Annotated in this window: 30 protein-coding genes, 1 tRNA gene and 1 pseudogene; 24 read left to right on the plus strand and 8 right to left on the minus strand. The window is 70.9% G+C overall.

Going from position 1 to position 22,574, the window contains the following annotated elements; translation table 11 throughout:
- Positions 1 to 39 precede the first annotated feature (39 nt).
- A complete protein-coding gene (locus AB0I51_RS17090) occupies positions 40 to 252 on the plus strand; it encodes a hypothetical protein (protein ID WP_362975782.1) in 213 nt (70 codons plus the stop codon).
- A 174-nt stretch (positions 253 to 426) separates the two neighbouring features.
- Here the strand turns inward: AB0I51_RS17090 and AB0I51_RS17095 are convergent, their stop codons facing one another.
- Positions 427 to 930, minus strand: a complete 504-nt coding sequence (locus AB0I51_RS17095; RefSeq protein ID WP_362975784.1) for a hypothetical protein — start codon at positions 928 to 930, stop codon at positions 427 to 429.
- A 237-nt stretch (positions 931 to 1,167) separates the two neighbouring features.
- Here AB0I51_RS17095 and AB0I51_RS17100 point away from each other — a divergent pair, with 237 nt between their 5' ends.
- From AB0I51_RS17100 to AB0I51_RS17120, 5 genes are read left to right on the plus strand one after another with little or no spacing between them, the layout of a single operon-like run.
- Complete coding sequence (locus AB0I51_RS17100; RefSeq protein ID WP_362975786.1) at positions 1,168 to 1,323, plus strand: hypothetical protein; 156 nt, start codon at positions 1,168 to 1,170, stop codon at positions 1,321 to 1,323.
- The gene (locus AB0I51_RS17105; RefSeq protein ID WP_362975788.1) at positions 1,320 to 1,544 is read left to right on the plus strand and encodes a hypothetical protein; all 225 of its coding nucleotides are present in this window, start codon (positions 1,320 to 1,322) and stop codon (positions 1,542 to 1,544) included. The genes AB0I51_RS17100 and AB0I51_RS17105 overlap by 4 nt, the downstream gene beginning before the upstream one ends.
- Positions 1,541 to 1,972, plus strand: a complete 432-nt coding sequence (locus tag AB0I51_RS17110; protein ID WP_362975790.1) for an ATP-binding cassette domain-containing protein — start codon at positions 1,541 to 1,543, stop codon at positions 1,970 to 1,972. Before AB0I51_RS17105 ends, AB0I51_RS17110 begins: the two co-directional genes overlap by 4 nt.
- Positions 1,973 to 1,986: 14 nt before the next feature.
- Positions 1,987 to 2,895, plus strand: coding sequence for an alpha/beta hydrolase-fold protein (locus tag AB0I51_RS17115; protein ID WP_362975792.1), 909 nt, complete (start codon positions 1,987 to 1,989; stop codon positions 2,893 to 2,895).
- A 6-nt stretch (positions 2,896 to 2,901) separates the two neighbouring features.
- Entirely contained in the window at positions 2,902 to 3,876 is a 975-nt protein-coding gene (locus tag AB0I51_RS17120) for a cytochrome c oxidase assembly protein (RefSeq protein WP_362975794.1), read from the plus strand.
- A gap of 77 nt (positions 3,877 to 3,953) precedes the next feature.
- Here the strand turns inward: AB0I51_RS17120 and AB0I51_RS17125 are convergent, their stop codons facing one another.
- The 4 genes from AB0I51_RS17125 to AB0I51_RS17140 form a co-directional block, all read right to left on the minus strand.
- On the minus strand, positions 3,954 to 5,711 hold the full coding sequence (locus AB0I51_RS17125; RefSeq protein ID WP_362975796.1) for a copper resistance protein CopC: 1,758 nt from the start codon (positions 5,709 to 5,711) through the stop codon (positions 3,954 to 3,956).
- Positions 5,712 to 5,867: 156 nt separating this feature from the next.
- Positions 5,868 to 6,644, minus strand: coding sequence for a glucose 1-dehydrogenase (locus AB0I51_RS17130; RefSeq protein ID WP_362975798.1), 777 nt, complete (start codon positions 6,642 to 6,644; stop codon positions 5,868 to 5,870).
- On the minus strand, positions 6,632 to 7,099 hold the full coding sequence (locus AB0I51_RS17135; RefSeq protein WP_362975800.1) for a cupin domain-containing protein: 468 nt from the start codon (positions 7,097 to 7,099) through the stop codon (positions 6,632 to 6,634). The genes AB0I51_RS17130 and AB0I51_RS17135 overlap by 13 nt, the downstream gene beginning before the upstream one ends.
- 9 nt (positions 7,100 to 7,108) lie before the next feature.
- On the minus strand, positions 7,109 to 9,784 hold the full coding sequence (locus AB0I51_RS17140; RefSeq protein WP_362975802.1) for a GNAT family N-acetyltransferase: 2,676 nt from the start codon (positions 9,782 to 9,784) through the stop codon (positions 7,109 to 7,111).
- 97 nt (positions 9,785 to 9,881) lie between these two features.
- Here AB0I51_RS17140 and AB0I51_RS17145 point away from each other — a divergent pair, with 97 nt between their 5' ends.
- From AB0I51_RS17145 to AB0I51_RS17165, 5 genes are all read left to right on the plus strand, one after another.
- On the plus strand, positions 9,882 to 10,595 hold the full coding sequence (locus AB0I51_RS17145; RefSeq protein ID WP_362975804.1) for a siderophore-interacting protein: 714 nt from the start codon (positions 9,882 to 9,884) through the stop codon (positions 10,593 to 10,595).
- A 52-nt stretch (positions 10,596 to 10,647) separates the two neighbouring features.
- Positions 10,648 to 11,244, plus strand: coding sequence for an HhH-GPD-type base excision DNA repair protein (locus tag AB0I51_RS17150; RefSeq protein ID WP_362975806.1), 597 nt, complete (start codon positions 10,648 to 10,650; stop codon positions 11,242 to 11,244).
- Between the two features lie 75 nt (positions 11,245 to 11,319).
- On the plus strand, positions 11,320 to 11,985 hold the full coding sequence (locus tag AB0I51_RS17155; RefSeq protein ID WP_362975808.1) for an HdeD family acid-resistance protein: 666 nt from the start codon (positions 11,320 to 11,322) through the stop codon (positions 11,983 to 11,985).
- Positions 11,986 to 12,064: 79 nt separating this feature from the next.
- Positions 12,065 to 12,382, plus strand: a complete 318-nt coding sequence (locus AB0I51_RS17160; RefSeq protein WP_362975810.1) for a hypothetical protein — start codon at positions 12,065 to 12,067, stop codon at positions 12,380 to 12,382.
- Between the two features lie 57 nt (positions 12,383 to 12,439).
- A complete protein-coding gene (locus AB0I51_RS17165) occupies positions 12,440 to 12,562 on the plus strand; it encodes a hypothetical protein (RefSeq protein WP_362975812.1) in 123 nt (40 codons plus the stop codon).
- 152 nt (positions 12,563 to 12,714) lie between these two features.
- Here the strand turns inward: AB0I51_RS17165 and AB0I51_RS17170 are convergent, their stop codons facing one another.
- Entirely contained in the window at positions 12,715 to 14,229 is a 1,515-nt protein-coding gene (locus AB0I51_RS17170) for a helicase HerA-like domain-containing protein (RefSeq protein ID WP_362975814.1), read from the minus strand.
- 105 nt (positions 14,230 to 14,334) lie between these two features.
- Between AB0I51_RS17170 and AB0I51_RS17175 the strand changes: the two genes are divergently transcribed.
- Together AB0I51_RS17175 and AB0I51_RS17180 are read left to right on the plus strand one after the other, a co-directional pair.
- Entirely contained in the window at positions 14,335 to 14,631 is a 297-nt protein-coding gene (locus AB0I51_RS17175) for a type II toxin-antitoxin system VapB family antitoxin (RefSeq protein ID WP_003999914.1), read from the plus strand.
- A 149-nt stretch (positions 14,632 to 14,780) separates the two neighbouring features.
- Positions 14,781 to 15,413: a LytR C-terminal domain-containing protein gene (locus tag AB0I51_RS17180; RefSeq protein ID WP_362976040.1), complete on the plus strand. Its 633-nt coding sequence runs from the start codon at positions 14,781 to 14,783 to the stop codon at positions 15,411 to 15,413.
- 68 nt (positions 15,414 to 15,481) lie between these two features.
- Here the strand turns inward: AB0I51_RS17180 and upp are convergent, their stop codons facing one another.
- Positions 15,482 to 16,117 (minus strand): uracil phosphoribosyltransferase, encoded by a 636-nt coding sequence (upp, locus tag AB0I51_RS17185; RefSeq protein WP_200715914.1) that lies wholly within the window; start codon positions 16,115 to 16,117, stop codon positions 15,482 to 15,484.
- A 149-nt stretch (positions 16,118 to 16,266) separates the two neighbouring features.
- Here upp and AB0I51_RS17190 point away from each other — a divergent pair, with 149 nt between their 5' ends.
- From AB0I51_RS17190 to AB0I51_RS17235, 10 genes and pseudogenes are all read left to right on the plus strand, one after another.
- On the plus strand, positions 16,267 to 16,461 hold the full coding sequence (locus AB0I51_RS17190) for a hypothetical protein (protein WP_362975816.1): 195 nt from the start codon (positions 16,267 to 16,269) through the stop codon (positions 16,459 to 16,461).
- Positions 16,462 to 16,704: 243 nt separating this feature from the next.
- Positions 16,705 to 17,238 carry a hypothetical protein gene (locus AB0I51_RS17195; protein WP_262060897.1) on the plus strand — a complete coding sequence of 178 codons (534 nt, stop codon included), beginning with the start codon at positions 16,705 to 16,707 and terminating at the stop codon, positions 17,236 to 17,238.
- 56 nt (positions 17,239 to 17,294) lie between these two features.
- Positions 17,295 to 17,726, plus strand: a complete 432-nt coding sequence (gene tadA, locus AB0I51_RS17200; RefSeq protein ID WP_362975818.1) for a tRNA adenosine(34) deaminase TadA — start codon at positions 17,295 to 17,297, stop codon at positions 17,724 to 17,726.
- 56 nt (positions 17,727 to 17,782) lie between these two features.
- Positions 17,783 to 17,867: transfer RNA gene (locus AB0I51_RS17205), tRNA-Ser, on the plus strand.
- A gap of 58 nt (positions 17,868 to 17,925) precedes the next feature.
- On the plus strand, positions 17,926 to 18,168 hold the full coding sequence (locus tag AB0I51_RS17210; RefSeq protein ID WP_362976058.1) for a hypothetical protein: 243 nt from the start codon (positions 17,926 to 17,928) through the stop codon (positions 18,166 to 18,168).
- 22 nt (positions 18,169 to 18,190) lie between these two features.
- Positions 18,191 to 18,484 (plus strand): Dabb family protein, encoded by a 294-nt coding sequence (locus AB0I51_RS17215; RefSeq protein WP_362975820.1) that lies wholly within the window; start codon positions 18,191 to 18,193, stop codon positions 18,482 to 18,484.
- 172 nt (positions 18,485 to 18,656) lie between these two features.
- Entirely contained in the window at positions 18,657 to 19,505 is an 849-nt protein-coding gene (locus tag AB0I51_RS17220) for an RNA polymerase sigma factor SigF (RefSeq protein WP_262060894.1), read from the plus strand.
- Between the two features lie 268 nt (positions 19,506 to 19,773).
- A complete protein-coding gene (locus AB0I51_RS17225) occupies positions 19,774 to 20,664 on the plus strand; it encodes an RNA polymerase sigma factor SigF (protein ID WP_019073292.1) in 891 nt (296 codons plus the stop codon).
- Positions 20,665 to 20,726: 62 nt separating this feature from the next.
- Positions 20,727 to 21,359, plus strand: a complete 633-nt coding sequence (locus AB0I51_RS17230) for a hypothetical protein (RefSeq protein ID WP_362975823.1) — start codon at positions 20,727 to 20,729, stop codon at positions 21,357 to 21,359.
- Positions 21,360 to 21,457: 98 nt separating this feature from the next.
- Positions 21,458 to 21,610 (plus strand): annotated as a pseudogene (locus AB0I51_RS17235) (GNAT family N-acetyltransferase); the annotation flags it as partial.
- 23 nt (positions 21,611 to 21,633) lie between these two features.
- Here the strand turns inward: AB0I51_RS17235 and AB0I51_RS17240 are convergent.
- Positions 21,634 to 21,834, minus strand: coding sequence for a hypothetical protein (locus tag AB0I51_RS17240; RefSeq protein ID WP_362975825.1), 201 nt, complete (start codon positions 21,832 to 21,834; stop codon positions 21,634 to 21,636).
- A gap of 199 nt (positions 21,835 to 22,033) precedes the next feature.
- Here AB0I51_RS17240 and AB0I51_RS17245 point away from each other — a divergent pair, with 199 nt between their 5' ends.
- The gene (locus AB0I51_RS17245) at positions 22,034 to 22,558 is read left to right on the plus strand and encodes a MarR family transcriptional regulator (RefSeq protein ID WP_362975827.1); all 525 of its coding nucleotides are present in this window, start codon (positions 22,034 to 22,036) and stop codon (positions 22,556 to 22,558) included.
- The last annotated feature ends 16 nt before the right edge of the window (positions 22,559 to 22,574 follow it).

The following is a 22,574-nucleotide window of genomic DNA, read 5'->3' on the forward strand; positions in this document are numbered from 1 at the left end:
AGACGTAGGCGTCTGCGGGCGGGCGAGTGGAGGCGGCCCGTGGGGGGAACCTCAGCCAGACCAGCGCCCGGGACGCGCGCAAGCCGTAGCCCGACGCCCCCCAGTCTCGACGACTCGGGCTCGCTGGACCCCGGCGCGACGGAACGCTCCGTCCGGACCAACCGGACCAGTAACACGGTGACCGTGCGGCTCTACGGCGATGTCGCGCCGCACTGGGTCGACGTCCGGCTCAAGGGCAAGATCATCGCCTGACCGTCGGCCGGCCTGCCTGTCGGCCGGCCCCCTCGGTCGGCGCCGAGGCTCCTCTCCCGCCTTCGGCGCGCCCGCCTCTTCGGGAGCGGGCCCCGGCTCGGGAGCAGGACGACCCACCACCGGTGAACGCGGACCGGTACGTCGTCGTCCGGATGCGCCTCCCCCTGGCGGCCGTCATGCAGGAGGAGCGAACGGGTTCTCGTCCGGTGCGGGTGGGGTTGGGGTGGTCGGCCAGACCGGTCGCGGTGGGACCGGGGTCCAGTCGGGGCCCCTGTGGGTCAGCCACCAGGTTCCTATGGTGTGGAACTTCTCCTCGAAGTGGCGGTCCCGGGCGAGGAATCCGGTGCTGGGTGCCCGTAGGCGGGTACGGCGGCCGTTTGCCTCGTAGAGCACGATCGTTGTGGTGCCGAAAAGGGATTCGGGCTGGACTGCCTGGATGTCGGACCAGGGGATGGTGCGGCGGCGCAGGTTGTGGACCACGGCCGCGGACGGGGTGAGGGTGATGCCGAAGCGGTGGGGGAACAGGGCGGTCAGGATCAGTAGGGCGATCCAGAACGCCAGCAGGCCGGGCAGTCCGCCCGGGGGTGTGGTCCCGGCCTCGGTTGTGGACGTGCCGAAGAAGGCCGCTGAGATGGCGAACGCCGGCAGAAACGGGATCGCCCGTTGCCATACGGTCATGCGGTACCGCACCTCGACCGGCAACTCTGCCCTGCTCGGCGAAGCCTCCATCACTGCCACCCACCCCGTTGTCGTCGTTCCGGTCCGTGTCCGATGCGGTCGTTCATTGTCGCAGTGCCGTGATCGGCGGTGAAGAAAATTCTCCGGAGGTGACAACCTCCCACTCCTGTATGCCCGTTCCTCAGGCATGAAGTACTTCTCACCGCGCACCGCGCCGGTGCCGGGCGAAGGTGGCCCGTGATCCGCACGCAGGTCGGGCAGGACGTCTCCGATGCCGGTGGTGTCGTCGAAAACGGTCTGGACTTCGACGACTTCGCGCGCAGTCGGCAGGCGCATCTGCGGCGTTCGGCTCATCTCCTGTGCGGGGACTGGGGGAGGCCGGGGCCGCCGTGAAGGTGACCGTCAAGGTCGGCGCCTCCGACTGCAAGGTGCTCACCGTGCCGATGGCCGCGATCCACACCTCGTCCGACGAGCGGGCCCGGGTCCAGGTCGAGCACGGCACCACCGTGACCGACGTCCATGTCACCGTCGGGCTGTCCGTCGCCGGGATCGTCGAAGTCAAGCCCGCCGAGGGCACATTGAAGGCGGGCGAGAGGGTGGCGGTGGGCGAGTGACCGACACCGTTGTGGAGAGCACGATCGACACCGTCATCCAACTCACCGGTGTGGAGCGGACGTTCCCCTCCGAACCGCCCGTGCACGCCCTGCGTGACGTCCACTTGACCGTCCGGCGCGGCGAACACCCGGGCCATCGTCGGGCGTCCGGCCCCGGGAAGTCGACGCTGCTCAACACGCTCGGGCTGCTGGACCGGCCCACGGCGGGGTCGTATCTGCCGGACGGGGTGGAGACCACCGGACTCGGGGATCTGGAGCGGACCTCGTTGCACGGGAGCCGTATCGGGTTCGTGTTCCAGTCCTTCCATCTGCTGCCGTACCGGACGGTCGACGAGAACGTCATGCTGGCCGAGGCCTGCCGCAGACCGCGTCCCGAACGCGGGCGCGGCGGGCGCTCGCGCGGGCCCATCCGGCTCTGGGACAGGTGAGGTTGGGGCACCGGGTGGGTTTCCGGCCGGACCGGCTGTCCGGTGGTGAGCGTCAACGGGTCGCCATCGCGCGGGCGTTGCTCAGCGATCCGGCGCTGCTGAACTACAACCTGTTCGTACCCAAGGACCACAACCCGCGCAAGAGCTACCCGCTGGTGCTGTTCCTGCACGATGCGAGCGTGGTCAACGTCGCCACCGAAGGTCCACTCGTCCGGGGTCTCGGCGCGGTGTGCTGGGCGAGCCCGGAGGACCAGGCCCGGCACGAGGCCTTCGTGCTCGCGCCCGAGTACGGCTCCGTCGTGATCGACGACGACTGTCCGCCGTCGACGCTGTTCGACGCCACCGCCAACCTCGTCGAGTCCGTGACGCAGCAGTACAGCATCGACCGCAGGCGCCGCTACACGACCGGTCAGTCGATGGGCGCGATGATGTCGCTCGGCCTGAACATCAAGTACCCCGACCTGTTCGCGGCGGCGTTCATCGTCGCCGGGCAGTGGCCCGAGGCGCAGGCCGCGCCGCTGGCGAAGAAGGACCTGTGGATCCTGGTCTCCGCCGACGACACCAAGGCCCACCCCGGCGAGCAGGCGATCTCCGCCGTCATCCAGGAGCAGGGCACGCAGGTCAGCACCGCGCTGTGGGACGGGCAGTCCGCCGCGGCCGATTTCGCGGCCGACGTGCGCAGCACGAAGGCCCAGCGGACGCAGGTGAACTTCGCCGCGTTCGAGGCCGGCACAGTCGTACCGACGGATCCACGACCAGTGCGCACATGGCCACCTGGCAGGTCGCGTACACGATCCCCGGCATCCGGGACTGGATCATGCGCCAGTCGATGTAGGTCCGCTCGGCCACGGGGGCGGGTCCTGGCCGCGGCACTCGGCGGCATAGAGTGCTGCGGCAGGTCCGGCAGGCGTGGGTGGAGGTAGATCGCGATGGAGAACCTGCCACAGCTCACCGTGGGACGGCTGTTCTCCTCCTGGCAGGCGGACGTCCCCGCGCTGCTGCTCGTCGTGCTCCTCGGCGGGCTGTACGGCTGGGGCGTCCTGCGGCTGAGGCGCCGCGGCGAGAGCTGGCCGGTGGCGCGGACCGCCGCGTTCGCACTGTTCGGCCTCGGCACGATCGTGGTCGCGACGATGTCCGCGCTCGCCGTGTACGACCGCGTGCTGTTCTGGCCGGCCGCCGTCCAGAACGTCCTCCTGGACCTGATCGCCCCGCTCGGCCTGGCCCTCGGCGATCCGCTGCGGCTGGCCCTGCGCGCCCTGCCCGAACGCGCGGCGGCTCGGACGCAGGGAGCAGTGACGGGCCGCCTGCTCCGGCTGCTCACCTTCCCCCTGGTCAGCACGGCCCTCGTGCTGACGACAGAACTGACGATCTACTTCACGCCGTACTTCGAGACGGCCCTGGCGAACAGCTGGCTGCACCAGCTGATGTACCTCCAGCTGCTGCTCGCCGGGAGCCTGTTCGTCCTGCCCGTACTCACCCGCGAGGAGGCCCTGCCCGCCTGGTGCACGCATCCGGTGCGGGCGGCGCTGGTCTTCGTCGACGGAATCATCGACGCGGTGCCGGGCATCGTGGTGATGACCCACGGCACGCTGATCGCCGGTTCCTGGTACCTCGCCCACTCCCCGTCCTGGGCGCCGGACGTCCAGCACGACCAGCAGCTCGGCGGTGGCGCGATGGTCGGCATCGCCGAACTGGTGGCGATCCCCTTCCTGCTCGCGATCCTGGTGCAGTGGGCGCGCACCGAACGCGCCGAGACGGTCGCGCTGGACCGGCGGCTGGACACGGAACTGGAACGCGTCCGGGCGACGCCCACGGAGACCTCGGTGGACGGACCGGAACTCGTCCGCCCCTGGTGGGAGACCGAGAACAGCGAGGTCGCGCAGCGGATCCGGGGACAGCGGTAGGACGCTCCCCGGGCCACGGTCGGGCCGACACCGTCAGGGCGTCCGACTCCGGTGCTCCAGGTCTGAGGAGCCATGCCCTACCGCACGATCCGCACCCGCCGTTCCACGCTCACCTGGTCGATGTCCGACGTTCTGACCGTCACCTTCATCGTCCAGGTGCCGGCGATGGGGAGGTTGAGGGAGTTGGTGCCCCAGTAGCCGCCCTCGTCCTTGATGTCGGCGTCGAGGGGGCCGATCTTCTGGGACGGGAGGGTGAAGGAGAGGCGGAGTTCGGGGACCGTGGCGAAGCCGCCGTCGGGGCCGTAGACGACCGCCTCGACGGAGTTCTCGCCGACGCGGCCGGGGTCGAGGGTGATCTGTACCTTGCCGCCGGCGTCGCCGACGCGGAAGGGGACCATGGTGACGGAGGCCGCGGGGATGCCGGCCGAGGTCGCCGTCTGTTGTGCCTCCGCCGCTGCCCTGCCCGGCAGTGTGTTGGTCAGCAGGGTCGTGATCACCAACACGGTGACGCCGACGGCGACTTCGAGCAGGACCGAGCGGCGCAGGCCGCGGCGGTATCCGTTTGGGGAGCCGTCACCGGCACCGGGGTCCGGGAGGTTCTCGTCGTCACCGGTGGAGGCCGCCGTCGTCGTCGCGTCGGCGCCCGTGCGCACCAACTCGGGCACGGCGAGGCGTACTTCAGCCCCGGCAAGCCGTGCCGTCCACTGTCGTGACCAGGCCGCCGCCGCGAGCAGCAGCACCACCGCGCCGAGTTTCACGAGCAGGATGCGGCCGTAGGACGTGCCGGTCAGGGCGTTCCAGGAGCCGAGGCCGCGCCAGGACTGGTAGACGCCGGTGACGACCAGGACGGTGACCGAGATGAAGGCGAGGCGGGAGAAACGGGCCACCGGGGCCGCGTCCAGCTCGGGTGAGCGGTAGAGGACGGTCAGGAGGGCCGTGAGGCCGCCCAGCCAGACCGACATCGCGAGCAGGTGCAGGACCGCCGATGTCATCGCGACCGGTACCTGGATGCCGGCGGACGCGTGCTCCGCCGACGCCCAGGTCAGGGCCAGCCCGACGGCCAGGGCGGCGCCCGTGCCCAGGGCGACTCGTCCGAAGCGCTCCCGTCCCCGGAGTCGTAGGAGGTAGAAGGCCGCTGCGGCGAGGAGGAGCAGGCGGGCCGCGAGGGCCTGGCCCGGGCGGGTGGTGAGGGTGCGGGGGAGGGCGGCGGGGTCGAGGGCCGTGGCCAGGCCGCTGCCCGCCTCGTAGGGGGCACGGAGAAGCAGCAGGGCCAGGGTTGACGCCAGGAGGGTCCACCAGCCCGTCAGGATCGGCTTGTTGAGGACCGTGGGGTTCGGGGGGCGGCACAGGGCCATGAAGGTGGCCGTGCCGATGAGGAGGGCGGCGGCGATGTACGCGAAGTAGCGGGCTGCGTCGTACAGGCTGCCCGTCAGCGGGTTCTCGTTCGGGGCCGTGCTGATCGGGGTGGTGGCGGAGGGTTTGCCGACGGAGAAGGTGAAGGCGCCCGAGACGGGGTGGCTGTCGGCCGAGACGACGCGCCAGGCGACCGTGAAGGTGCCGTTGCCGAGCCTGGCCGGAAGGGTGACGCTCGCCGTGTCTGCGGCGTCCTTCGCATGGTGCGCGGAGCTGGTCTTCACCCGCCGGTTGTCTGGGTCGTAGACGCGGAAGGAGTCGTCGAGCAGGGCGACGGACTCGGAGAAGGTGAGGGTGAGGGTGCGGGGGGCCGACTTGAGGACGCTTCCGTCGGCGGGGTCGGTGGATTCGAGTGCGGCGTGCGCGGACGCGGTGCCCGCGCCGCCGAGGAGGAGCAGGACCAGCACGGTGCCCAGCAGCACCAGCCCTTGAACTCCTCGCCGCCGACTGCCTCCGTGGTCCCGGTCGACTCCGTCGCGTCCAAAACGCTGTCCCTCGTTCCGTCGTCGGCGCACGTCATATCTCCGTCTTCGGACTTGCAGGCCTCGGACTACGTACGGACGCGCCCCGCCTTTCGCTCACCACGTGGGCCGGGCCGAGACTCCGCCGTCCACGACCAGGTCGTGCCCGGTGATCCAGGAGGCGAGGGGGGACGCCAGGAACACGCACGCGTCACCCACGTCCTCGGGCCGGCCCAGTCGCCCGGCCGGTGCCGCCTCCCGCCATCTCCGCACCCCTTCCGGCCAGGCCTCCCCCAGCCCCTCCCGGTCGATCAGACCGGGCGAGACCGTGTTGACGCGGATGCCGTACGGGCCGTACTCCAGGGCCGCCGACCGCGCGTGCATCACCACGGCCGCCTTGGACGCGCAGTAGTGCGCGTGCAGCGGCGCCGGCGCGCTCGCCTCGATGGACGCGATGTGTGTCACGGAGCCTGCGCCCTGCTCCCGCATGATCTCCACCGCCGCCTGCGTGCACGCGAAGACGCTGCCGAGGTTGGTGTCGACGACCGCCCGCCAGTCCGCGGCCGTCATCCCGTCCAGCGGCTGCGTCGGCTGGACGCCCGCGTTGTTGACCAGCGCCGTCAGCCGCCCGCCACCGAACTCCGCCGCCTCGCGGACCAGCGCCCGGCAGTCGTCCTCGTCGGTCAGATCTGCTCGCAGTACGACGGACCGGGTGCCCAACTCCCTGACGCGGGCAGCGACTTCACCGGCCGCCTCCACCGCCGTACGACAGTGGACCGCGACCGCCGCCGCGCCCTGTTCGGCGAACCGCAGGGCGATGCCCCGGCCGATGCCGCCGCCCGCGCCCGTGACCAGGGCGACCTGGCCCGACAGCAGGCCGCTCACGGGCGGCACAGCCCGGCGATGCGGGCGGCCTCGGACGGGTAGCGGGCGGTCAGCTCGGCGGCGTCGCCGTGCTCGTAGCCCCCGTAGGTGAAACCGGGCGCCATCGTGCAGCCGAAGAACGTCCACGCGCCGACCGCCCGCGCCCCCATCCAGGTGCCGGCCGGCACGGTGAACTGGAGGTGCTGGCCACGGGTGATCTCCGGGCCGAGGACCGCCGTGCGGGAGGTGCCGTCGGGGGCGAGGAGCAGGAGTTCGAGGGGGTCGCCGAGGTAGAAGTGCCAGACCTCGTCGCTGGGCAGGCGGTGCAGGGCGGAGAAGTCCGGTGCGGCGAGGAGGGCGACTATCGCGGTGCCCTCGGGACGGCCGTCGGACCGTTCCGGGCCCGCCCAGGTACGGCGGAACAGGCCGCCCTCGCGGGGGATCGGCTCCAGGTCGTAGTGGGCGACGAGGTCTTCTGGGGTCACTCCGGCAGGCTACGGGAAGGCCACCTCGCGAGGGAGAAACGCCAGTTGGGCGTGCTTTTCGGGCAGGAACACGTCCGGGACGTCGATCTCCGGGAGCACCACCTGAGGGCCCGCCACGAAGCCCTGCCGCAGGAAGCGCGTGATCGCCTTCTCGTTCCGCACGTCCGGATCGACCACGATCCGGCGCCGGTCCGGACCCAGCAGGGCGTACGCGGCGAGGACGCCCATCAGCGCCGCCGACCAGCCGGGGCGGGTGCCGTCCGGTCCGGCGGGGGCGAGGAGGAGGTGGATGCCGATGTCCCCGGGTTCTACGGCGTAGCAGTCACCGACGCGGTCGGCGGCGGGCTCGTAGGTCTGCAGGAGGGCGACCGGTTCGGTGTCCCTGAGCACCAGGTACGCGTGATGGGTGTCGAGGGTGTCCATGTGGGCGTAGATCGCGGCGACCTGGTCCCGGGTGAGGCCGTTCATGCCCCAGAACGCGGCCCGTTCCTCGCTGACCCAGCGGTGGACCACCTCGGCGTCGGCCGCCGGGTCCAGGGGCAGGACGCGGACGGTGCCGAAGCCGTCGACGTGCTGTTCGTGGACCGGTTCACGGGCGGGGGTCTCGGGTTCGAGGCGGCTGAAGTCGGTGATCACCGGGACCAGATCTCCCTTGAGCCACAAGGGGAGTTGGTCGTGGTGGTGCGGTGAACCGGGCAGCCCCGACGCGCCCAGCGGCACCACCCACAGGCTGTCCTCCCGCCGCGCGAGGTCCCACACGAAGCGGGCCGCCGGACCGCGTGCGCTCAGGTCGGTGAGGCCCGGCACGGAGGAGGTGCACAGCACGCAGTCGTGGTCACCGGACAGGCCCGGCCCCGGAGTCGGGGTGTCGGTCAGCGCCCGCCAGGGAGTCAGGCGGTGGGTGTCACCCCACGCACCGGCCTGCTCGGCGGCGGCCTCCTCGACCGCCTCGCGGACGATCTCCGACCGCTCGATGCCGTACAGCTCCCGTGCCCGCAGCAGGTGTTCGAGCGCGAAGCCGACGCGCGGGAGCAGCGCGAGCCACGGCAGGAACACCTCCGGGTAGGCGGGCGGCTCGGCCAGTGCGGCGAACGCCGGATGGGCCGCGAGCCGTCGCACGACCGCGCCGCGCACGGCCGCGTAGGCGGCGGCGTCCGTGCTGCCGGCGTCCATGCGGCGGTCCCAGGTCAGCAGCCGGTCGCGGAGTACGGCGGCCTCCGGGGTGAGGTCGGTGAGTGCGGCCAGGTGGTCCAACAGGGGTGCGGCGGAGCCGAGATGGGTGTCCATGTGGATGGCGGGCAGGTCGGCGGCCGACCAGTACGCGCGCCCGGCGAGGAGCGCGGTGATGCGGTCGGCGCGGTGGGGCGGGGCGAACTCGATTCCGAGCGGGGTGGCCGGGCCGCGCTGGTTGGCCATGACCGCGATGCCGTCGGCGGCCGGTTCGGCGCGGGGCGGCCGGTGCCGGCCGTGCCATTCGTGGCCGGGTTCCCAGGCGGGGACGAGCCGGGTGCGGTTGGCCTCGGCGCGGAGCGGCACGTTTCCGGCCACCCGGTGCAGCAGTCCGCCCTCGGTGTCGGCGGCCTGGACGACGTTGACGGGTTCGGCCCAGTCGTCGAACGCCCGGTCCACGTCGGCGACTCGACGGGCGCGGAGGAGGGGGAGGAGGGTGGTGAAGCCGAGGTCCTCGGTGACGCGGGGCGGGTAGCGGAGGCTGATGGCGAGGGGTGGGGTGCCGGGCGGCGCGGTGACTCCGCCGTCGAGTCCCTCAGGCCCGCCGATGACGACCGGCCCGCGTTCGGTCTCGACGACCTCGACCTCGACGGGTTCCTCGTCCGCCACCTCGACCGTCTCCGTGTGCCGGGCCGCGCACCGCCAGGCGCCGTCCGGGCCGAGGGCCTCCACTCCGGCGCCGGTGCGGCGCAACCGCTCCCGGTAGAGGTCCTGGTAGTCGGCCATCGCGTTGGTGATGGCCCAGGCGACCGTGCCGGTGTGGCCGAAGTGGGCGATGCCGGGGACGCCGGGCACGGCGAGGCCGACCACGTCGAACTCCGGGCAGGAGAGGTGGATCTGCTGGTAGACGCCGGGGTCCTCGATGAAGCGGTGCGGGTCACCGGCGAGGAGGGGCAGGCCGGTCGTGGTCCGGGCCCCGCTCACCAGCCAGCCGTTGCTGCCGGAGGTGCCGGGCCCGTCCGTGGCGAACAGGCCGACGGCGTCCGGACCGAGGTGCCGTATCGCCTCCTCGCGCCAGAGCTTGGCCGGGAACCCGGCGAACAGGATGTGCGTGGCGAGCCAGACCCCGAGTGGGGTCCAGGGCTCCCAACGGCCGGGCGCGAGGCCCGACTCGGCGAACTCGGGTGCCTCGGCTCCCGCTTCGGCGAGACCTTCGTTGACACCGTCGACGTACGAACGGACCCAGCGCGCGGTCTCCGGGTCCCGCCTCTCCAGGGCGGCGAAGCAGCGTCTCGCGGTGTCGTCGAGGCGGGCGCGGCGGGCGAAGAGGTCCCAGGGCAGGGCGCCGATACCGAGGAAGGCGGCCGAGGTGCCCTGTGCGCGATGCCGTTCGGCCTCCAGCTGCCAGGCGCGGTCGTGGGCGGTGACGCGGCCCTGGGCGCGGGCGAGTTCGTCGGCGTCTCCGGCGCGCAGGTGGGGGATTCCCCAGGCATCGCGGTAGATCTGGGTCGTCACCCTGTGGCCCCTCTGCTTCTCTGCTTGCAGGCTGTTCTTTAGGTTAGCCTTGCCTAAGTTATTGGTGGAGAAAGCGTACGCGAAAGGTGAAAGGACGATGGCACAGGGGCGCGGATGGGAGGGCGCGGTTCTCCGGCTGCTGCGCGCCAAGGACTTCGAGTTCACCGTCACGCGGGCGGAGGACGTCACCCCGCGCTATCGCCGCCTCCGTCTCACCGACGGCGGCATGCTCGCGGCGACCGGCGTCCACCCGACGATGTGGGTCCGGCTCTGGTTCGACGACGCGGGCAAGCCGCACCAGCGGGCGTACACCCTGGTCGACCCCGACCCGGCGGCCGGCACGTTCGGCCTCGAATTCGCCCTGCACGAGGGCCGCGCCAGCGACTGGGCACGGTCCGCGAAACCCGGCGACACCATCGAGGCGACGGTTCAGGGCACCGGCTTCGAGGCCCCCGACCCGGCACCCTCCCACCTCTTCGCGATCGGCGACCCGGCATCCGTCCCCGCCGTCAACTCCCTGCTGGGCGCGGTGGGTTCGACGCTCCCGGCGACGATCTGGTTCGAGGGCGAGCCCGACGGACTCCCCCTCCGCACCGACCCGGACCGGCACGAGATCCGCGCGCTCCCCAGGGGCCGGCTGGTCGAGCGGGTCCGCGCGGAACTCCCCGACCTCCTGAAGGCCACTCCCGCCCCCTACGTCTGGATCACCTGCGACACGACGACGACCCGGGCGCTGTCGTCGTACGTCCGCAAGGAGTTGGGCGTACGGCGGGAGCGGATGCACGCGCTGGGGTACTGGCGGGCGTCCTGAGCCGGACGCGCAAGAGGAGGCATCCCGCTCCCGTCCGCGCCATCATCGATCCATGGACGTCACCCTTCACCTCGCCCAGGACCCCGAGGCCGACGAACTCCTCGGCCGTTCCCCGCTCGCCGCGCTGGTCGGGATGCTGCTCGACCAGCAGGTGCCGATGGAGTGGGCGTTCAAGGGGCCGCGCACGATCGCCGACCGGCTCGGCGCCGGCGACCTGGACGCGCACGACATCGCAGCCCGCGACCCCGAGGTCTTCGCCGCACTCCTCTCCGAGAAGCCGGCCGTGCACCGCTACCCGGGCTCGATGGCCAAGCGGATCCAGCAGCTGTGCCAGTACCTCGTCGAGCATTACGACGGGGACGCCGGCGCCGTCTGGGCGGGCGTCGGAACCGGGGCGGACCTGCTGAAGCGCCTTGAGGAACTGCCCGGGTTCGGCAAGCAGAAGGCGCAGATCTTCCTGGCCCTGCTCGGCAAGCAGCTCGGCGTCACCCCGAAGGGCTGGCGGGAGGCGGCCGGCGCCTACGGCGAACCCAGGTCCTACCGCTCGGTCGCCGACATCACCGGCCCCGAGTCACTGGCCAAGGTGCGCGCGCACAAGCAGGAGATGAAGGCGGCGGCCAAGGCGGCGAAGGCGGCCGACGGCAGGTAACCGCGTCGGCCACCGCGTCAGCCAGGTGGCCCGCCCCCGGTGGCGGGCCGTCCGACCCCGGTCAAACGATGGACCATGAACGAGGCACCGAGCGGCCCCTCCTGGGGCCCGGAGTTCGACGACCGCCGCGCCCACGCACCGCGGCCCCCGCAGGACGAGGGCTACCGGGAACCGGACCTCGAAGGTCCCCTGCACGCCCTGTCCAGGGCCGCCTGGCAGGTCGTCCTGCTCACCGGCATCGCGTCCCTGATCCTGGGCGTCCTGGTCCTGGTGTGGCCGGGCGCGTCCCTCTTCGCGGCCGGCATCCTCTTCGGCGTCTACCTGCTGATCAGCGGCGTCTTCCAGCTGGTCGCCGCCTTCGGCACCCACAGGGCGACCTCGCTGCGCGTGCTGGCGTTCATCAGCGGCGCGCTGTCGATCGTGCTGGGCCTGTTCTGCTTCCGCGGCCCGATGCAGTCGATCCTGCTGCTCGCCCTGTGGATCGGCATCGGCTGGCTGATCCGGGGCATCACCCAGACCCTGGCCGCCGCCTCCGACAAGAACATGCCCGCGCGCGGCTGGCAGATCTTCCTCGGGATCGTCACGTTCATCGCGGGCATCGTCCTCATCGACTCACCGTTCCGCTCGGTCGCCGTCCTCACCCTCGTCGGCGGCATCTGGCTGGTCGCGGTCGGCGTCGTCGAGATCATCACGGCCGTCCGGATGCGGAGCCGGGCCAAGCAGGTACCGACCTCCCTGTGACCGGGACCCGTACTCCATGCGGGCGTATCCCGCTCCGGACGCGATGAACGCCGTGGATCCACAGGGCAGATTGACCCCCGTGAGCACCGCACGCAGCCTCCCCCGCAGCCGTGCCTGGCTGCGGGCGCTCGTGCTGCTGCTCGCCCTGCTGGTACCGGGCACGCACGCGGAGATGCGTGTGATGCCCGTCGCCTCGTCCGTCGAGACGACCATCGAGTACGACGTCCTCGACACGGCCGCCGTACGACCCCCTTCCCTCACCGTCCACCGGGCCACCGCGCCCCTGCGCCCCGCGCCTGCCCCGGTGTTCCACGGCCCCGCGAGCCGATCCCTCCCCGCGCCGCACGGGCCGTCGTACACCCTGCGGGCCCGGCGCACCGTGGTCCTGCGCTGCTGACGGACCGACCGCCCCGAGCAAGGTCAGCCAAGTCAGTACGACGCAAGGAACACCGGCATGCCCACAGACCCGTACGCGGTCCTGCGCGCCCTGCTGCGCGCGGAGGCCGTACGCAACGCGCCGAAGCCAGACGTCCGCCGGCCCGAACCCCAACGGGCCCCGAAGGAACAGGAGCGCTGAGCAGGTCGGACGAACCGGCTGCGGTTCCCGCGCCCCCCAAAGGGGCGCGGGGCCGTACCCGTGTGCGGCTGCCGCCGCGTGGGCGATCCCGGCCACAACGGCGCCGCAGCCGGCCGACAGCGCTCGCCACCCTTTCGGCTTCCGGCGGAGCGCTACCGCTTCCGCCGGGCCGTGCCGAACAGCGAGCGGGTGATCTCACGGCCGATCTGGGTGCCGACGGAACGCGCCAGGGACTTGAACATGCCGCTGCCGACGACCTGTTGGACCATCGACTCGTCCTCCTTGGCCGGAGCCCTCTTCGCTGCCGCCTTCGGTGTCTCGGCAGGAGCCGGTCGCGCCTCCGACAGCCTCTCGTAGGCCGACTCTCTGTCCACAGCCTGTGCGTAACGGCCGTAGAGGGACGAGGACTTGACCGCCTGGTCGAGGGTCGTCGCGTCGACCGGACCCATCAGGGACTCGGGGGCGCGGAGGCGGGTGACGGCGACGGGGGTCGGGGCGCCGTTCTCGCTCAGGACGGTGACGACGGCCTCCCCCGTGCCCAGTCCCGTCAGGATCTCCTCCAGGTCGTAGGCGGAGTTCGGGAAGGTCTTCACGGTGGCCTTCAGGGCCTTCTGGTCGTCGGGGGTGAAGGCGCGCAGCGCGTGCTGGACGCGGTTGCCGAGCTGGGCCAGGACGTCGCCCGGGACGTCTTTGGGGGTCTGGGTCACGAAGAAGACGCCGACCCCTTTCGAGCGAATCAGACGGACGGTCTGCGTGATGGAGTCGAGGAAGGCCTTGGAGGCGTCGTTGAAGAGCAGATGCGCCTCGTCGAAGAAGAAGACGAGCTTCGGCCTGTCGGCGTCGCCGACCTCCGGGAGGTCGTGGAAGAGGTCGGCCAGCAGCCACATCAGGAAGGTCGAGAAGAGCTGCGGTTTGTCCTGGACGGCGGGGAGTTCGAGGACGGAGACCATGCCCCGGCCGTCCTGCGCGGTGCGCAGCAGCTCGCTCGTGTCGAACTCCGGCTCGCCGAAGAAGTCGGCCATGCCCTGCGCCTCGAAGGCGGTGAGGGAGCGCAGGATCACGCCGGCCGTGGCGGTGGACAGGCCGCCGATGTTCTTCAGTTCCGGCTTGCCCTCGTCCGAGGTCAGGAAGGTGACGACGGCCCGGAGGTCCTTGAGGTCGATCAGCTCCAGGCCCTTGGTGTCGGCGTAGTGGAAGATCAGGCCGAGGGACTGCTCCTGGGTCTGGTTGAGCTGGAGGACCTTGGAGAGCAGTACCGGCCCGAAGCCGGTGATCGTGGCGCGGACGGGGATGCCGTGGCCGATGCCGCCGAGGGCGTAGAACTCGGCGGGGAAGCCGGTCGCCGTCCACTGCTGCTTGACCTCGGCGGCTCTGCCCGCGACCTTGTCGTTCGCCGCGCCCGGCGCCGAAATGCCCGACACATCGCCCTTCACATCCGCGAGGAACACGGGCACGCCCTGTGCCGAGAGCTGCTCGGCGATGAGCTGGAGCGTCTTGGTCTTGCCGGTACCGGTGGCGCCCGCGACCAGACCGTGGCGGTTGAGCATCGGGAGCGGGATGCGGATCTGCGCCTCGGACAGACAGGCTCCGTCCCAGAGCAGGGCGCCCAGATCGAGTGCAGGTCCTGTGAAGGCGTACCCGGCGGCGATCGTCTCGCTGTCACTCATATCAGGCCCCTGTTCCCTTTTTGCCCATCTTTGCGGCATCTTTTCCAGCGTCGCACTCCGTCTCCATGGCTGCGCCCGGAACGTCATGACCGGTAGGCTTTCCGTGTGATCTTCAAGCGCATCGGAAACGGCCGGCCGTACCCCGACCACGGCCGGGAAAGCACCCGGCAGTGGGCGGATGTCGCGCCGCGCCCGGTCCGCCTCGATCAGCTGGTGACGACCAAGGGCCAGCTCGACCTGGAGACCCTGCTCGCCGAGGACTCGACCTTCTACGGCGACCTCTTCGCGCACGTCGTGAAGTGGCAGGGCGACCTGTACCTGGAGGACGGCCTGCACCGCGCCGTCCGCGCCGCGCTGCAGCAGCGGCAGGTACTGCACGCGCGCGTCCTCGAACTGGACTGAGCCGCACCCCCGACAAGGCCCAGACGACTGTCTTCCAGTAGACCGTTGACCCTTTCGGGTTGGTCTCGGCGCTGTCGAATGATCATCTAGTAGGCATCGTCGCCCGGGCGCACTACGCTGCGCTCATGAGCATGCTGACTCCCCCAGGCATGGGCGGCCAGTACCGGATCACGGGGGACAAATACCCGCGCATGCGCCGTCCGCGGCGCCGCGGGAGGCTCGTCCTCATGGTGGTCGCGTCCGTCGCCGTACTGGGTGTGGGCGGGTGGGGCACACTGCAGCTCATCGACGTCTTCACCGGTGGCGGCAAGCAGGCCTCGGCGGCCGGTCCCAAGGCGGACTGCGCGACCAAGGCGAGCCCGTCGGCTTCGGCAGGCACCGGCGCGAACGCCGCCGTGCCGAAGCCCGCCCAGATCACCGTGAACGTCTACAACGCCACGCCCCGCAGCGGCCTCGCCAAGTCGACCGCCGACGAACTCAAGAAGCGCGGCTTCAAAATCGGCGACGTGGGCAACGCGTCCCCGCAGTTCGACAAGAAGGTCAAGGGCACCGGGATACTGCTCGGCCCCGCCGCCTCCCTCGACACCTCGCTGCCCGTCCTCGCCACCCAGCTCACCGGCGCCGAGCGCCGCACCGAGGCCACCCGCAAGGGCACCGCCGTGGACCTGATCATCGGCACCGCCTTCAAGGACCTCACGGCGAAGGCCGCCGCCGACAAGGCCCTGGCCGCGCTGAGCGGACCGGCACCGACGGCCACCACGACCCCGAAGGCCTGCTCGTAGGGCCCGCGAGCCCCACGGCAGGTAAGAGCCGTACGGGAATCGGGTGTTGACCCGAGTCCTGCTCGGCCTTACTCGGCCGCCCCGTACAGCCGGTCGCCCGCGTCGCCGAGGCCCGGGACGATGTAGCCGTGCTCGTTCAGGCGCTCGTCGACCGAGGCCGTCACGACCGTCACCGGGGTGCCCGCGAGCTCGCGCTCCATGACCTCGACGCCCTCGGGGGCGGCGAGCAGCACCACGGCGGTGACGTCGTCCGCGCCGCGCTTGATCAGCTCGCGGATCGCCGCGACCAGGGTGCCGCCGGTGGCCAGCATCGGGTCCAGGACGTACACCTGACGGCCGGAGAGGTCCTCCGGCATGCGCGTGGCGTACGTGGAGGCCTGCAGCGTCTCCTCGTTGCGCACCATGCCCATGAAGCCGACCTCCGCCGAGGGCAGCAGCCTGACCATGCCGTCCAGCATGCCGAGGCCGGCTCGCAGGATCGGCACCACCAGCGGGCGCGGGTAGGACAGCTTGACGCCGGTGGTCGGAGCGACCGGCGTCGTGATGTCGACCTGTTCGGTGCGCACGTCGCGCGTGGCCTCGTAGGCGAGCAGGGTGACCAGCTCGTCGGCCAGGCGGCGGAAGGTCGCGGAGTCGGTGCGCTGGTCGCGCAGCGTGGTGAGCTTGTGGGCGACCAGGGGGTGGTCGACGACGTGGAGACGCATGTCCACAACAGTAGCCGGGCCCCGCGGCTGCCGCGGCCCCGCTCCGGCCCTCCGCGACGACGCCCCCCACCGGCCACGATTCCGCCCGCACTGGCATCAAACCGCCCGTCCGCGGGAAAGTGGGAGGGACGGACCGGGGTGGTGAGCCGATGCCTGACCGTGAGTCCCACGAGGACCCGTCACAACACGAGAGCCGGGAGAACGATGCCGAGCGCAGACGGCGCCGGGCACAGTTCCTGCGCGAACTGACCGAGGCCCGTGAGCTGCGCGACCGCGTCCAGCCCCGCCGCGCCAAGGCCGCCCGGCTGCGCCACGCCATGCGTATGCGGACCTTCCGCTGGTAGTTGAGGCCTGTCTCACAGCACCTTGTAAGGCCAACCGGGTGCGTGTGCACGGCGATCGACGCGTACGATCCCGCTGGTGGTCGATCAAAACGGGCGGACACAGGGAGCCGAAGACGTCCCCTGAACGCCTTGTTTCTGCCACGATTCCGAGTGGGTGGGGCTCGGAGCACGAGCTCTCCCCGCCCGTAACCTCCGCCGGGGGGACCCCCAACCGGCACGCCTAAGACCAGTGGGAGAGTCACGGTGTACTTCGCCGCACTGCTCGCGCGCACCGAAGACGGGTGGGAAGCGAGCGACACAGAGCTCGACGATGTCGAGAGCCTGTCGGATCTGGCCGAACTGGCCCGTGAAGCCTCGCCCGAGGACGACACGGTGCTGGTGCTCATCGAGCAGGAGGACGCCTGGTTCGGCGTCGTCCGCATCGACGGCGAGGACGACCCCCGGATCTACGTCTCGGACGCAGCTGCGGCAGCCCGCAGCTCGTACGGCGAGATCCTGCTCACGGACGAGCTGCTCGGCAGGGATCCGGACGACGACGATGTCGTCGATCTGGACTCCCTCGACCTCGACGGCACCGAGGACGGTGACTCCGAGGAGGACGACGACGAGGACGGCACGTCTGCCGAGGCCGTTCCGCACAGCCCGGTCGGGGACAGCCAGATCCTCGACGACCTGGGCGTCGGCGAGAAGGAGTTGCGCCAACTCGACGCCGACGACGCGCTGAGCTCCATCGCCGAGGCCCTGGGGGCCTCGGAGGTCCTGGAGACCGTCCGCTGACAACAGCACGCACAGAAGGGACTCCGGACCCGGTACGCGACCGCTGGCGGGCCGCGATGCGGCTCGCCCTGGACGAGGCCGGACAGGCCGCCCTGGGCGGCGACGTCCCGGTCGGCGCGGTCGTACTGTCCCCGGACGGTACGACCGTGCTGGCCACCGGGCACAACGAACGCGAGGCCACCGGCGATCCGACGGCGCACGCCGAGGTCCTCGCGATCCGGAGGGCCGCCGCGCGCCTCGGCGAGTGGCGGCTGTCCGGCTGCACCCTGGTCGTCACCCTCGAACCCTGCACGATGTGCGCGGGCGCGCTCGTACAGTCCCGGGTCGACCGGGTCGTCTACGGCGCCCGCGACGAGAAGGCCGGCGCGGCCGGCTCGCTCTTCGACGTCGTACGCGACCGGCGGCTCAACCACCGCCCCGAGGTGATCGGGGACGTGCTCGCGGACGAGTGCGCGCGCGTCCTCACGGAGTTCTTCCGCAGCCGGTAGCAGGCCGCCGATTACCGATTTCAAACCACGCCCCACCTTGTTGTAAGGTCTCTCTCGGTAGCGTGTCCGAGCGGCCGAAGGAGCTCGCCTCGAAAGCGAGTGTGGCGCAAGTCACCGAGGGTTCAAATCCCTCCGCTACCGCTTCTGGAGGGCCCCGTCGAGAGACGGGGCCCTTCGTGCGTAGATCCAAAAAGGGGCCGTGAAGGTTACACTCACCGCCGGCAACAGGGGGCCCACGGGCACGGACGTCACAGGGGAGGCCGCGATGGCGGTGAACGCGAAGAAGATCGCCGTCTATGTGCTCGTGGTCTTCGCGCTGTACGTGATCATCACGGACCCGTCCAAGGCGGCCGACTACGTCCAGATAGGCTTCGAGGGCATATCGGACGCCGCGAAGGCCATCGGCGACTTCATGACCTGGCTGGCCGACGGGGCGCAGTAGCCGACCACCCGGGAGCGTGCAGATGATCCGCCACCTCGTCCTCTTCAAGCTCAACGAGGGCGTCCAGCGCGACGACCCGCGGGTGGTGGCGGGCGTCGAGGCCTTCCGTCCGCTCGGCGACCTGATTCAGGACCTGCGCTCCTGGGAGCTGGGCTGGAACATCAGCGACCGCCCCATCGCCTACGACTTCGCGATCAACTCCTCGGCCGACGACGCCGACGCCCTGAAGCGGTATGTCGAACACCCCGCGCACCAGGCGGGCGTCGCGCTGTGGCGCGAGTTCGCCACCTGGGTGATCGCCGACTACGAGATCTGAACGCGCCACCGAAGAGCCCCCTGCCGTCGCGGCAGGGGGCTTTACTGCGCCTTATGCCCCAACTTGCCCGTCAACACGGCCTAACAAGGTATTAGTCGGTGCTTGCACACAGTGCACATGTCTTGTGATGCTATGACCGCTTTTGACGGATGAGTTGACCTATTGAAGAGGTGTGGCGTTGACCGTGTCGGCCAGTACAGCGCCGCCTCAGGAAGAGGCTCCCGCCCAGCCCCCGGCGGCAGCCGCTCCGCCCCGCAGCCGCGGCGCCGACACCCGGGCCCTCACCCAGGTGCTGTTCGGCCAGCTCAAGGGGCTCCAGCCGGGTACGCCGGAGCACAACCGGGTGCGCGGGGCGCTCATCGAGGCCAACCTCCCGCTCGTGCGCTACGCCGCCGCCCGCTTCCGCTCCCGCAACGAGCCGATGGAGGACGTCGTCCAGGTCGGCACCATCGGTCTGATCAACGCCATCGACCGCTTCGACCCGGACCGGGGCGTGCAGTTCCCGACGTTCGCGATGCCGACCGTCATCGGTGAGATCAAGCGCTACTTCCGCGACAACGTCCGCACGGTCCATGTCCCGCGCCGGCTGCACGAGTTGTGGGTGCAGGTCAACGCGGCGACCGAGGACCTGACGACCGCCTTCGGGCGCACTCCGACCACCGCCGAGATCGCCGAGCGGCTGCGGATCGGGGAGGACGAGGTGCTGTCCTGCATCGAGGCCGGCCGCTCGTACCACGCGACCTCACTGGAGGCCGCCCAGGAGGGCGACGGACTGCCCGGCCTGCTGGACCGGCTCGGCTACGAGGACCCGGCCCTGGACGGCGTGGAACACCGCGACCTCGTCCGGCACCTGCTGGTCCAACTCCCGGAGCGCGAACAGCGGATCCTGCTCCTGCGCTACTACAGCAACCTCACCCAGTCGCAGATCAGCGCGGAACTCGGCGTCTCCCAGATGCACGTCTCCCGTCTCCTCGCGCGCAGCTTCCAGCGACTGCGCTCCGCGAACCGCATCGAGGCATAACCGAAAGTACTGGCGAACTGTCACCGGTACGAGTGAATCGCCCATTAGGGCGGTTCCCGACAGTTCTTCGCTGAAAAACCGTCAGACCCCCCGTTTCCAGGGCTGATTCGTAACTGACATGTCGACATGTCACTACAGCGTGTTGCCGACATGTGACATTCTGCCGGAAGCGCGTTTGCCGTGGCCCAGGCTCCGGTATTCAGGTGAAGGCACCGCTCCCCAGACGGGGGCGATCGCCGCGACCGTCCCGCGACCCAAAGGGGGTGGCATGTCCGCAGACCAGGGCAGCTCGAAGGTGCTCACGCTCACCAAGAGCGAGGCTGAGCCCGCACTCGACGCCGTTACGGTCCTGGAGGCCGTACCCGCCGTACCGGCCCCGGCCCTCCCGACCACGGGAGCCATCGACACCCGCACCCTGTCCCGCTCCCTCTTCCTGCGGCTCGCCGCACTCGACGAGAACAGCCCCGAGCGCGGTTACGTCAGGGACACCCTCATCGAGCTCAACCTCCCGCTGGTGCGTTACGCCGCCGCGCGTTTCCGCTCCCGCAACGAGCCGATGGAGGACATCGTCCAGGTCGGCACGATCGGCCTGATCAAGGCGATCGACCGGTTCGACTGCGAACGCGGGGTGGAGTTCCCGACGTTCGCGATGCCGACCGTCGTGGGCGAGATCAAGCGCTTCTTCCGCGACACGTCGTGGTCGGTGCGCGTCCCGCGTCGCCTCCAGGAGCTGCGGCTGGCCCTCACGAAGGCCAGCGACGAGCTCTCCCAGAAGCTGGACCGGTCCCCGACCGTCCCCGAACTCGCCGCGGTGCTGGGCGTGTCCGAGGAGGACGTCGTCGACGGCCTCGCGGTCGGCAACGCCTACACGGCCTCCTCGCTCGACTCCCCGGCCCCCGAGGACGACGGCGGCGAGGGCTCCCTCGCGGACCGCCTCGGCTACGAGGACACGGCCCTGGAGGGCGTGGAGTACCGCGAGTCGCTGAAGCCCCTCCTGGCCAAGCTCCCGCCCCGCGAGCGCCGGATCATCATGCTGCGCTTCTTCGCCAACATGACCCAGTCGCAGATCGGCGAGGAGGTCGGCATCTCCCAGATGCACGTCTCCCGGCTCCTCACGCGCACCCTGTCCACCCTGCGCGAGGGCCTGATCTCGGACTGAGTCCCCTTCTGAACCCGCCGCCAAGGGTTCCTATTTGACGAAGTGTCAGCCACCATGGCGCGATGCGTCGTCCCACACGGACAACTGGCCGCCGAGGCGCCCTGCTGGGTGCGTCGGCGGCCGTCGTCTGCGCGACGCTGACCGCGTGCGCGGGCAGCGGCAACGGCGGTTACGCGGCGGTCGGCCCACCCCGGCCACCATCCGCTACGACGTCCCGCCCGACCGGCGGCGTGACGCTGGTACCGCTGGATGCCCCCAGGTCACCCAAGCCGCCGCGCCCGACCGGGACTTCAGCACAGACTCCGTCCAAGGCCGCCAAGTCCGGCAGTGGCAGCACACCTTCACCACCACCGACCCCAGCCACCGCTCCTACGACAGCTCCGGCCACCCCCGCCGCCCTCACCTGGGACACCCCCACCCGCAGGCCCACGGCCCACCGCTGGTGCGAGGACGTCACCATGAGCTTCCACAACTCCGGGGGTACGGCGGTCCGTTCGGGCACGGTGACGTTCGGGACGCACATCATCGGGGCTCTGGGGATCGACTGGGCGACGATCGACTCCACCGAGCAACTCCCCGTGCCGATCGCACCCGGCACGCGCAGGCAGAAGTCCTGGACGGTGTGCGTCGACGCGTGGCGCGTGCCGCTGGGGATGCACATCGAGACACGGGACGTCTCGGTCGAGTGGCGCTGAGCAGCGCCCCGAAGGGGCGCGCGGAACGGCGCGCCCAGCCACGACGAAGCCGCAGCCGATCGACGGCGGACCGCGCGCAGCGCGATTGATCGGTTCCCGAGGCGTTGCGGATCGCCCGGGAAGCCGGTGCCCGGGGCGTCGGTCCCGCCTCACGCCCCGACCGCGCCGCGGCCAACCGTCTGTACGAGCGGCTGGGCTTCCGGGCCCGGGATTCGACGGTCCACCGGTTCCCCGTGGGGCCGGCCCGGTAGCCGCCCGAGTCGCGCGGTCTGCGCTACATCATCGCCATGTACACCACCGCCGCCACGACCAGCACGGCGACGACAACGCCGACGATCAGGCCGATACGGGGTCCGGCGGAGGCGGCGGCCTGCTGCTGCCGACCGCCCTGGGGGGTCTCGTCGACGAAGGCACGGAACATCTGGGTGCTGCCGGCGGGGTCGTAGTTGCCCTCGGGGCCCTGGGTGTTTGCCATGGGCCGAGACACTAGCGAATCCCCGGGGGACACCCAAGTGCGGGGCCTCGCGCAGCCATTCCCACCTGTGGGTTTACGTTCAACAATGCTTGCCTTTGCCAACTTTTTATGCCACACCTGCCCCGTTTTATTTGCCTGTAGCAACCAACCTCTCTTATGGTTGCCCTAAGCAACGAACACGGCGAGCAGGGGAGGTGTGATGGCCGAGCGGACGCAGTACGAGGAGCTGATGCGTCAGTTCAGCGCCTTCGGCGCCGTACGCAGGGAGCTGGGACGGATCCTGCCGTCCGACTGCCCCAGCGGTTCCGCGGCCGTACTGACCCTGCTCGGCCGGCACGGCGACATGCGCATGAGCAAGCTCGCGGAGCTGCTCGCCGTCGACATGTCCGTGACCAGCCGCCATGTCGCGCACGTGGCCGACCGGGGCTGGATCGAACGGTCCGCCGACCCCTCGGACAAGCGCTCCCGCATCCTGCGCCTCACCTCCAGCGGCCAGGTCCGGCTCGACGAACTGTCCCGGCGGACCGCCCAGTTGCTCGCCGACCGGCTGGGCGACTGGAGCGACGACGAGGTCGGCCAGCTGATCCGCCTGATGGCCCGGCTCCGCGCCGACTTCGGCGACTGCCGCACCGCGCCGCCGTCCCGCCTCACCGCTCCCCACGTACCTCACACCCCCCACTCCCCCCACCCCGAACTCGACCGCACCACCCGTACACCCGCATAAGCACGGAAGAAAAGGA

Origin of the sequence: Streptomyces sp. NPDC050549 (assembly GCF_040655035.1) — a bacterium.
Lineage (GTDB): Bacteria > Actinomycetota > Actinomycetes > Streptomycetales > Streptomycetaceae > Streptomyces.

Coding starts and splice junctions, on each gene's coding strand:
- tadA (WP_362975818.1), top strand. CDS start 17,295: ATGCGGCTCGCCCTGGACGAGGCCGGACAGGCCGCCCTGGGCGGCGAC.
- AB0I51_RS17225 (WP_019073292.1), top strand. CDS start 19,774: ATGTCCGCAGACCAGGGCAGCTCGAAGGTGCTCACGCTCACCAAGAGC.
- AB0I51_RS17240 (WP_362975825.1), bottom strand. CDS start 21,834: ATGGCAAACACCCAGGGCCCCGAGGGCAACTACGACCCCGCCGGCAGC.
- AB0I51_RS17120 (WP_362975794.1), top strand. CDS start 2,902: ATGGAGAACCTGCCACAGCTCACCGTGGGACGGCTGTTCTCCTCCTGG.
- AB0I51_RS17165 (WP_362975812.1), top strand. CDS start 12,440: ATGCCCACAGACCCGTACGCGGTCCTGCGCGCCCTGCTGCGCGCGGAG.
- AB0I51_RS17190 (WP_362975816.1), top strand. CDS start 16,267: ATGCCTGACCGTGAGTCCCACGAGGACCCGTCACAACACGAGAGCCGG.
- AB0I51_RS17155 (WP_362975808.1), top strand. CDS start 11,320: ATGAACGAGGCACCGAGCGGCCCCTCCTGGGGCCCGGAGTTCGACGAC.
- AB0I51_RS17230 (WP_362975823.1), top strand. CDS start 20,727: ATGCGTCGTCCCACACGGACAACTGGCCGCCGAGGCGCCCTGCTGGGT.
- AB0I51_RS17215 (WP_362975820.1), top strand. CDS start 18,191: ATGATCCGCCACCTCGTCCTCTTCAAGCTCAACGAGGGCGTCCAGCGC.
- upp (WP_200715914.1), bottom strand. CDS start 16,117: ATGCGTCTCCACGTCGTCGACCACCCCCTGGTCGCCCACAAGCTCACC.
- AB0I51_RS17150 (WP_362975806.1), top strand. CDS start 10,648: ATGGACGTCACCCTTCACCTCGCCCAGGACCCCGAGGCCGACGAACTC.
- AB0I51_RS17180 (WP_362976040.1), top strand. CDS start 14,781: ATGGGCGGCCAGTACCGGATCACGGGGGACAAATACCCGCGCATGCGC.
- AB0I51_RS17245 (WP_362975827.1), top strand. CDS start 22,034: ATGGCCGAGCGGACGCAGTACGAGGAGCTGATGCGTCAGTTCAGCGCC.
- AB0I51_RS17095 (WP_362975784.1), bottom strand. CDS start 930: ATGACCGTATGGCAACGGGCGATCCCGTTTCTGCCGGCGTTCGCCATC.
- AB0I51_RS17170 (WP_362975814.1), bottom strand. CDS start 14,229: ATGAGTGACAGCGAGACGATCGCCGCCGGGTACGCCTTCACAGGACCT.
- AB0I51_RS17145 (WP_362975804.1), top strand. CDS start 9,882: ATGGCACAGGGGCGCGGATGGGAGGGCGCGGTTCTCCGGCTGCTGCGC.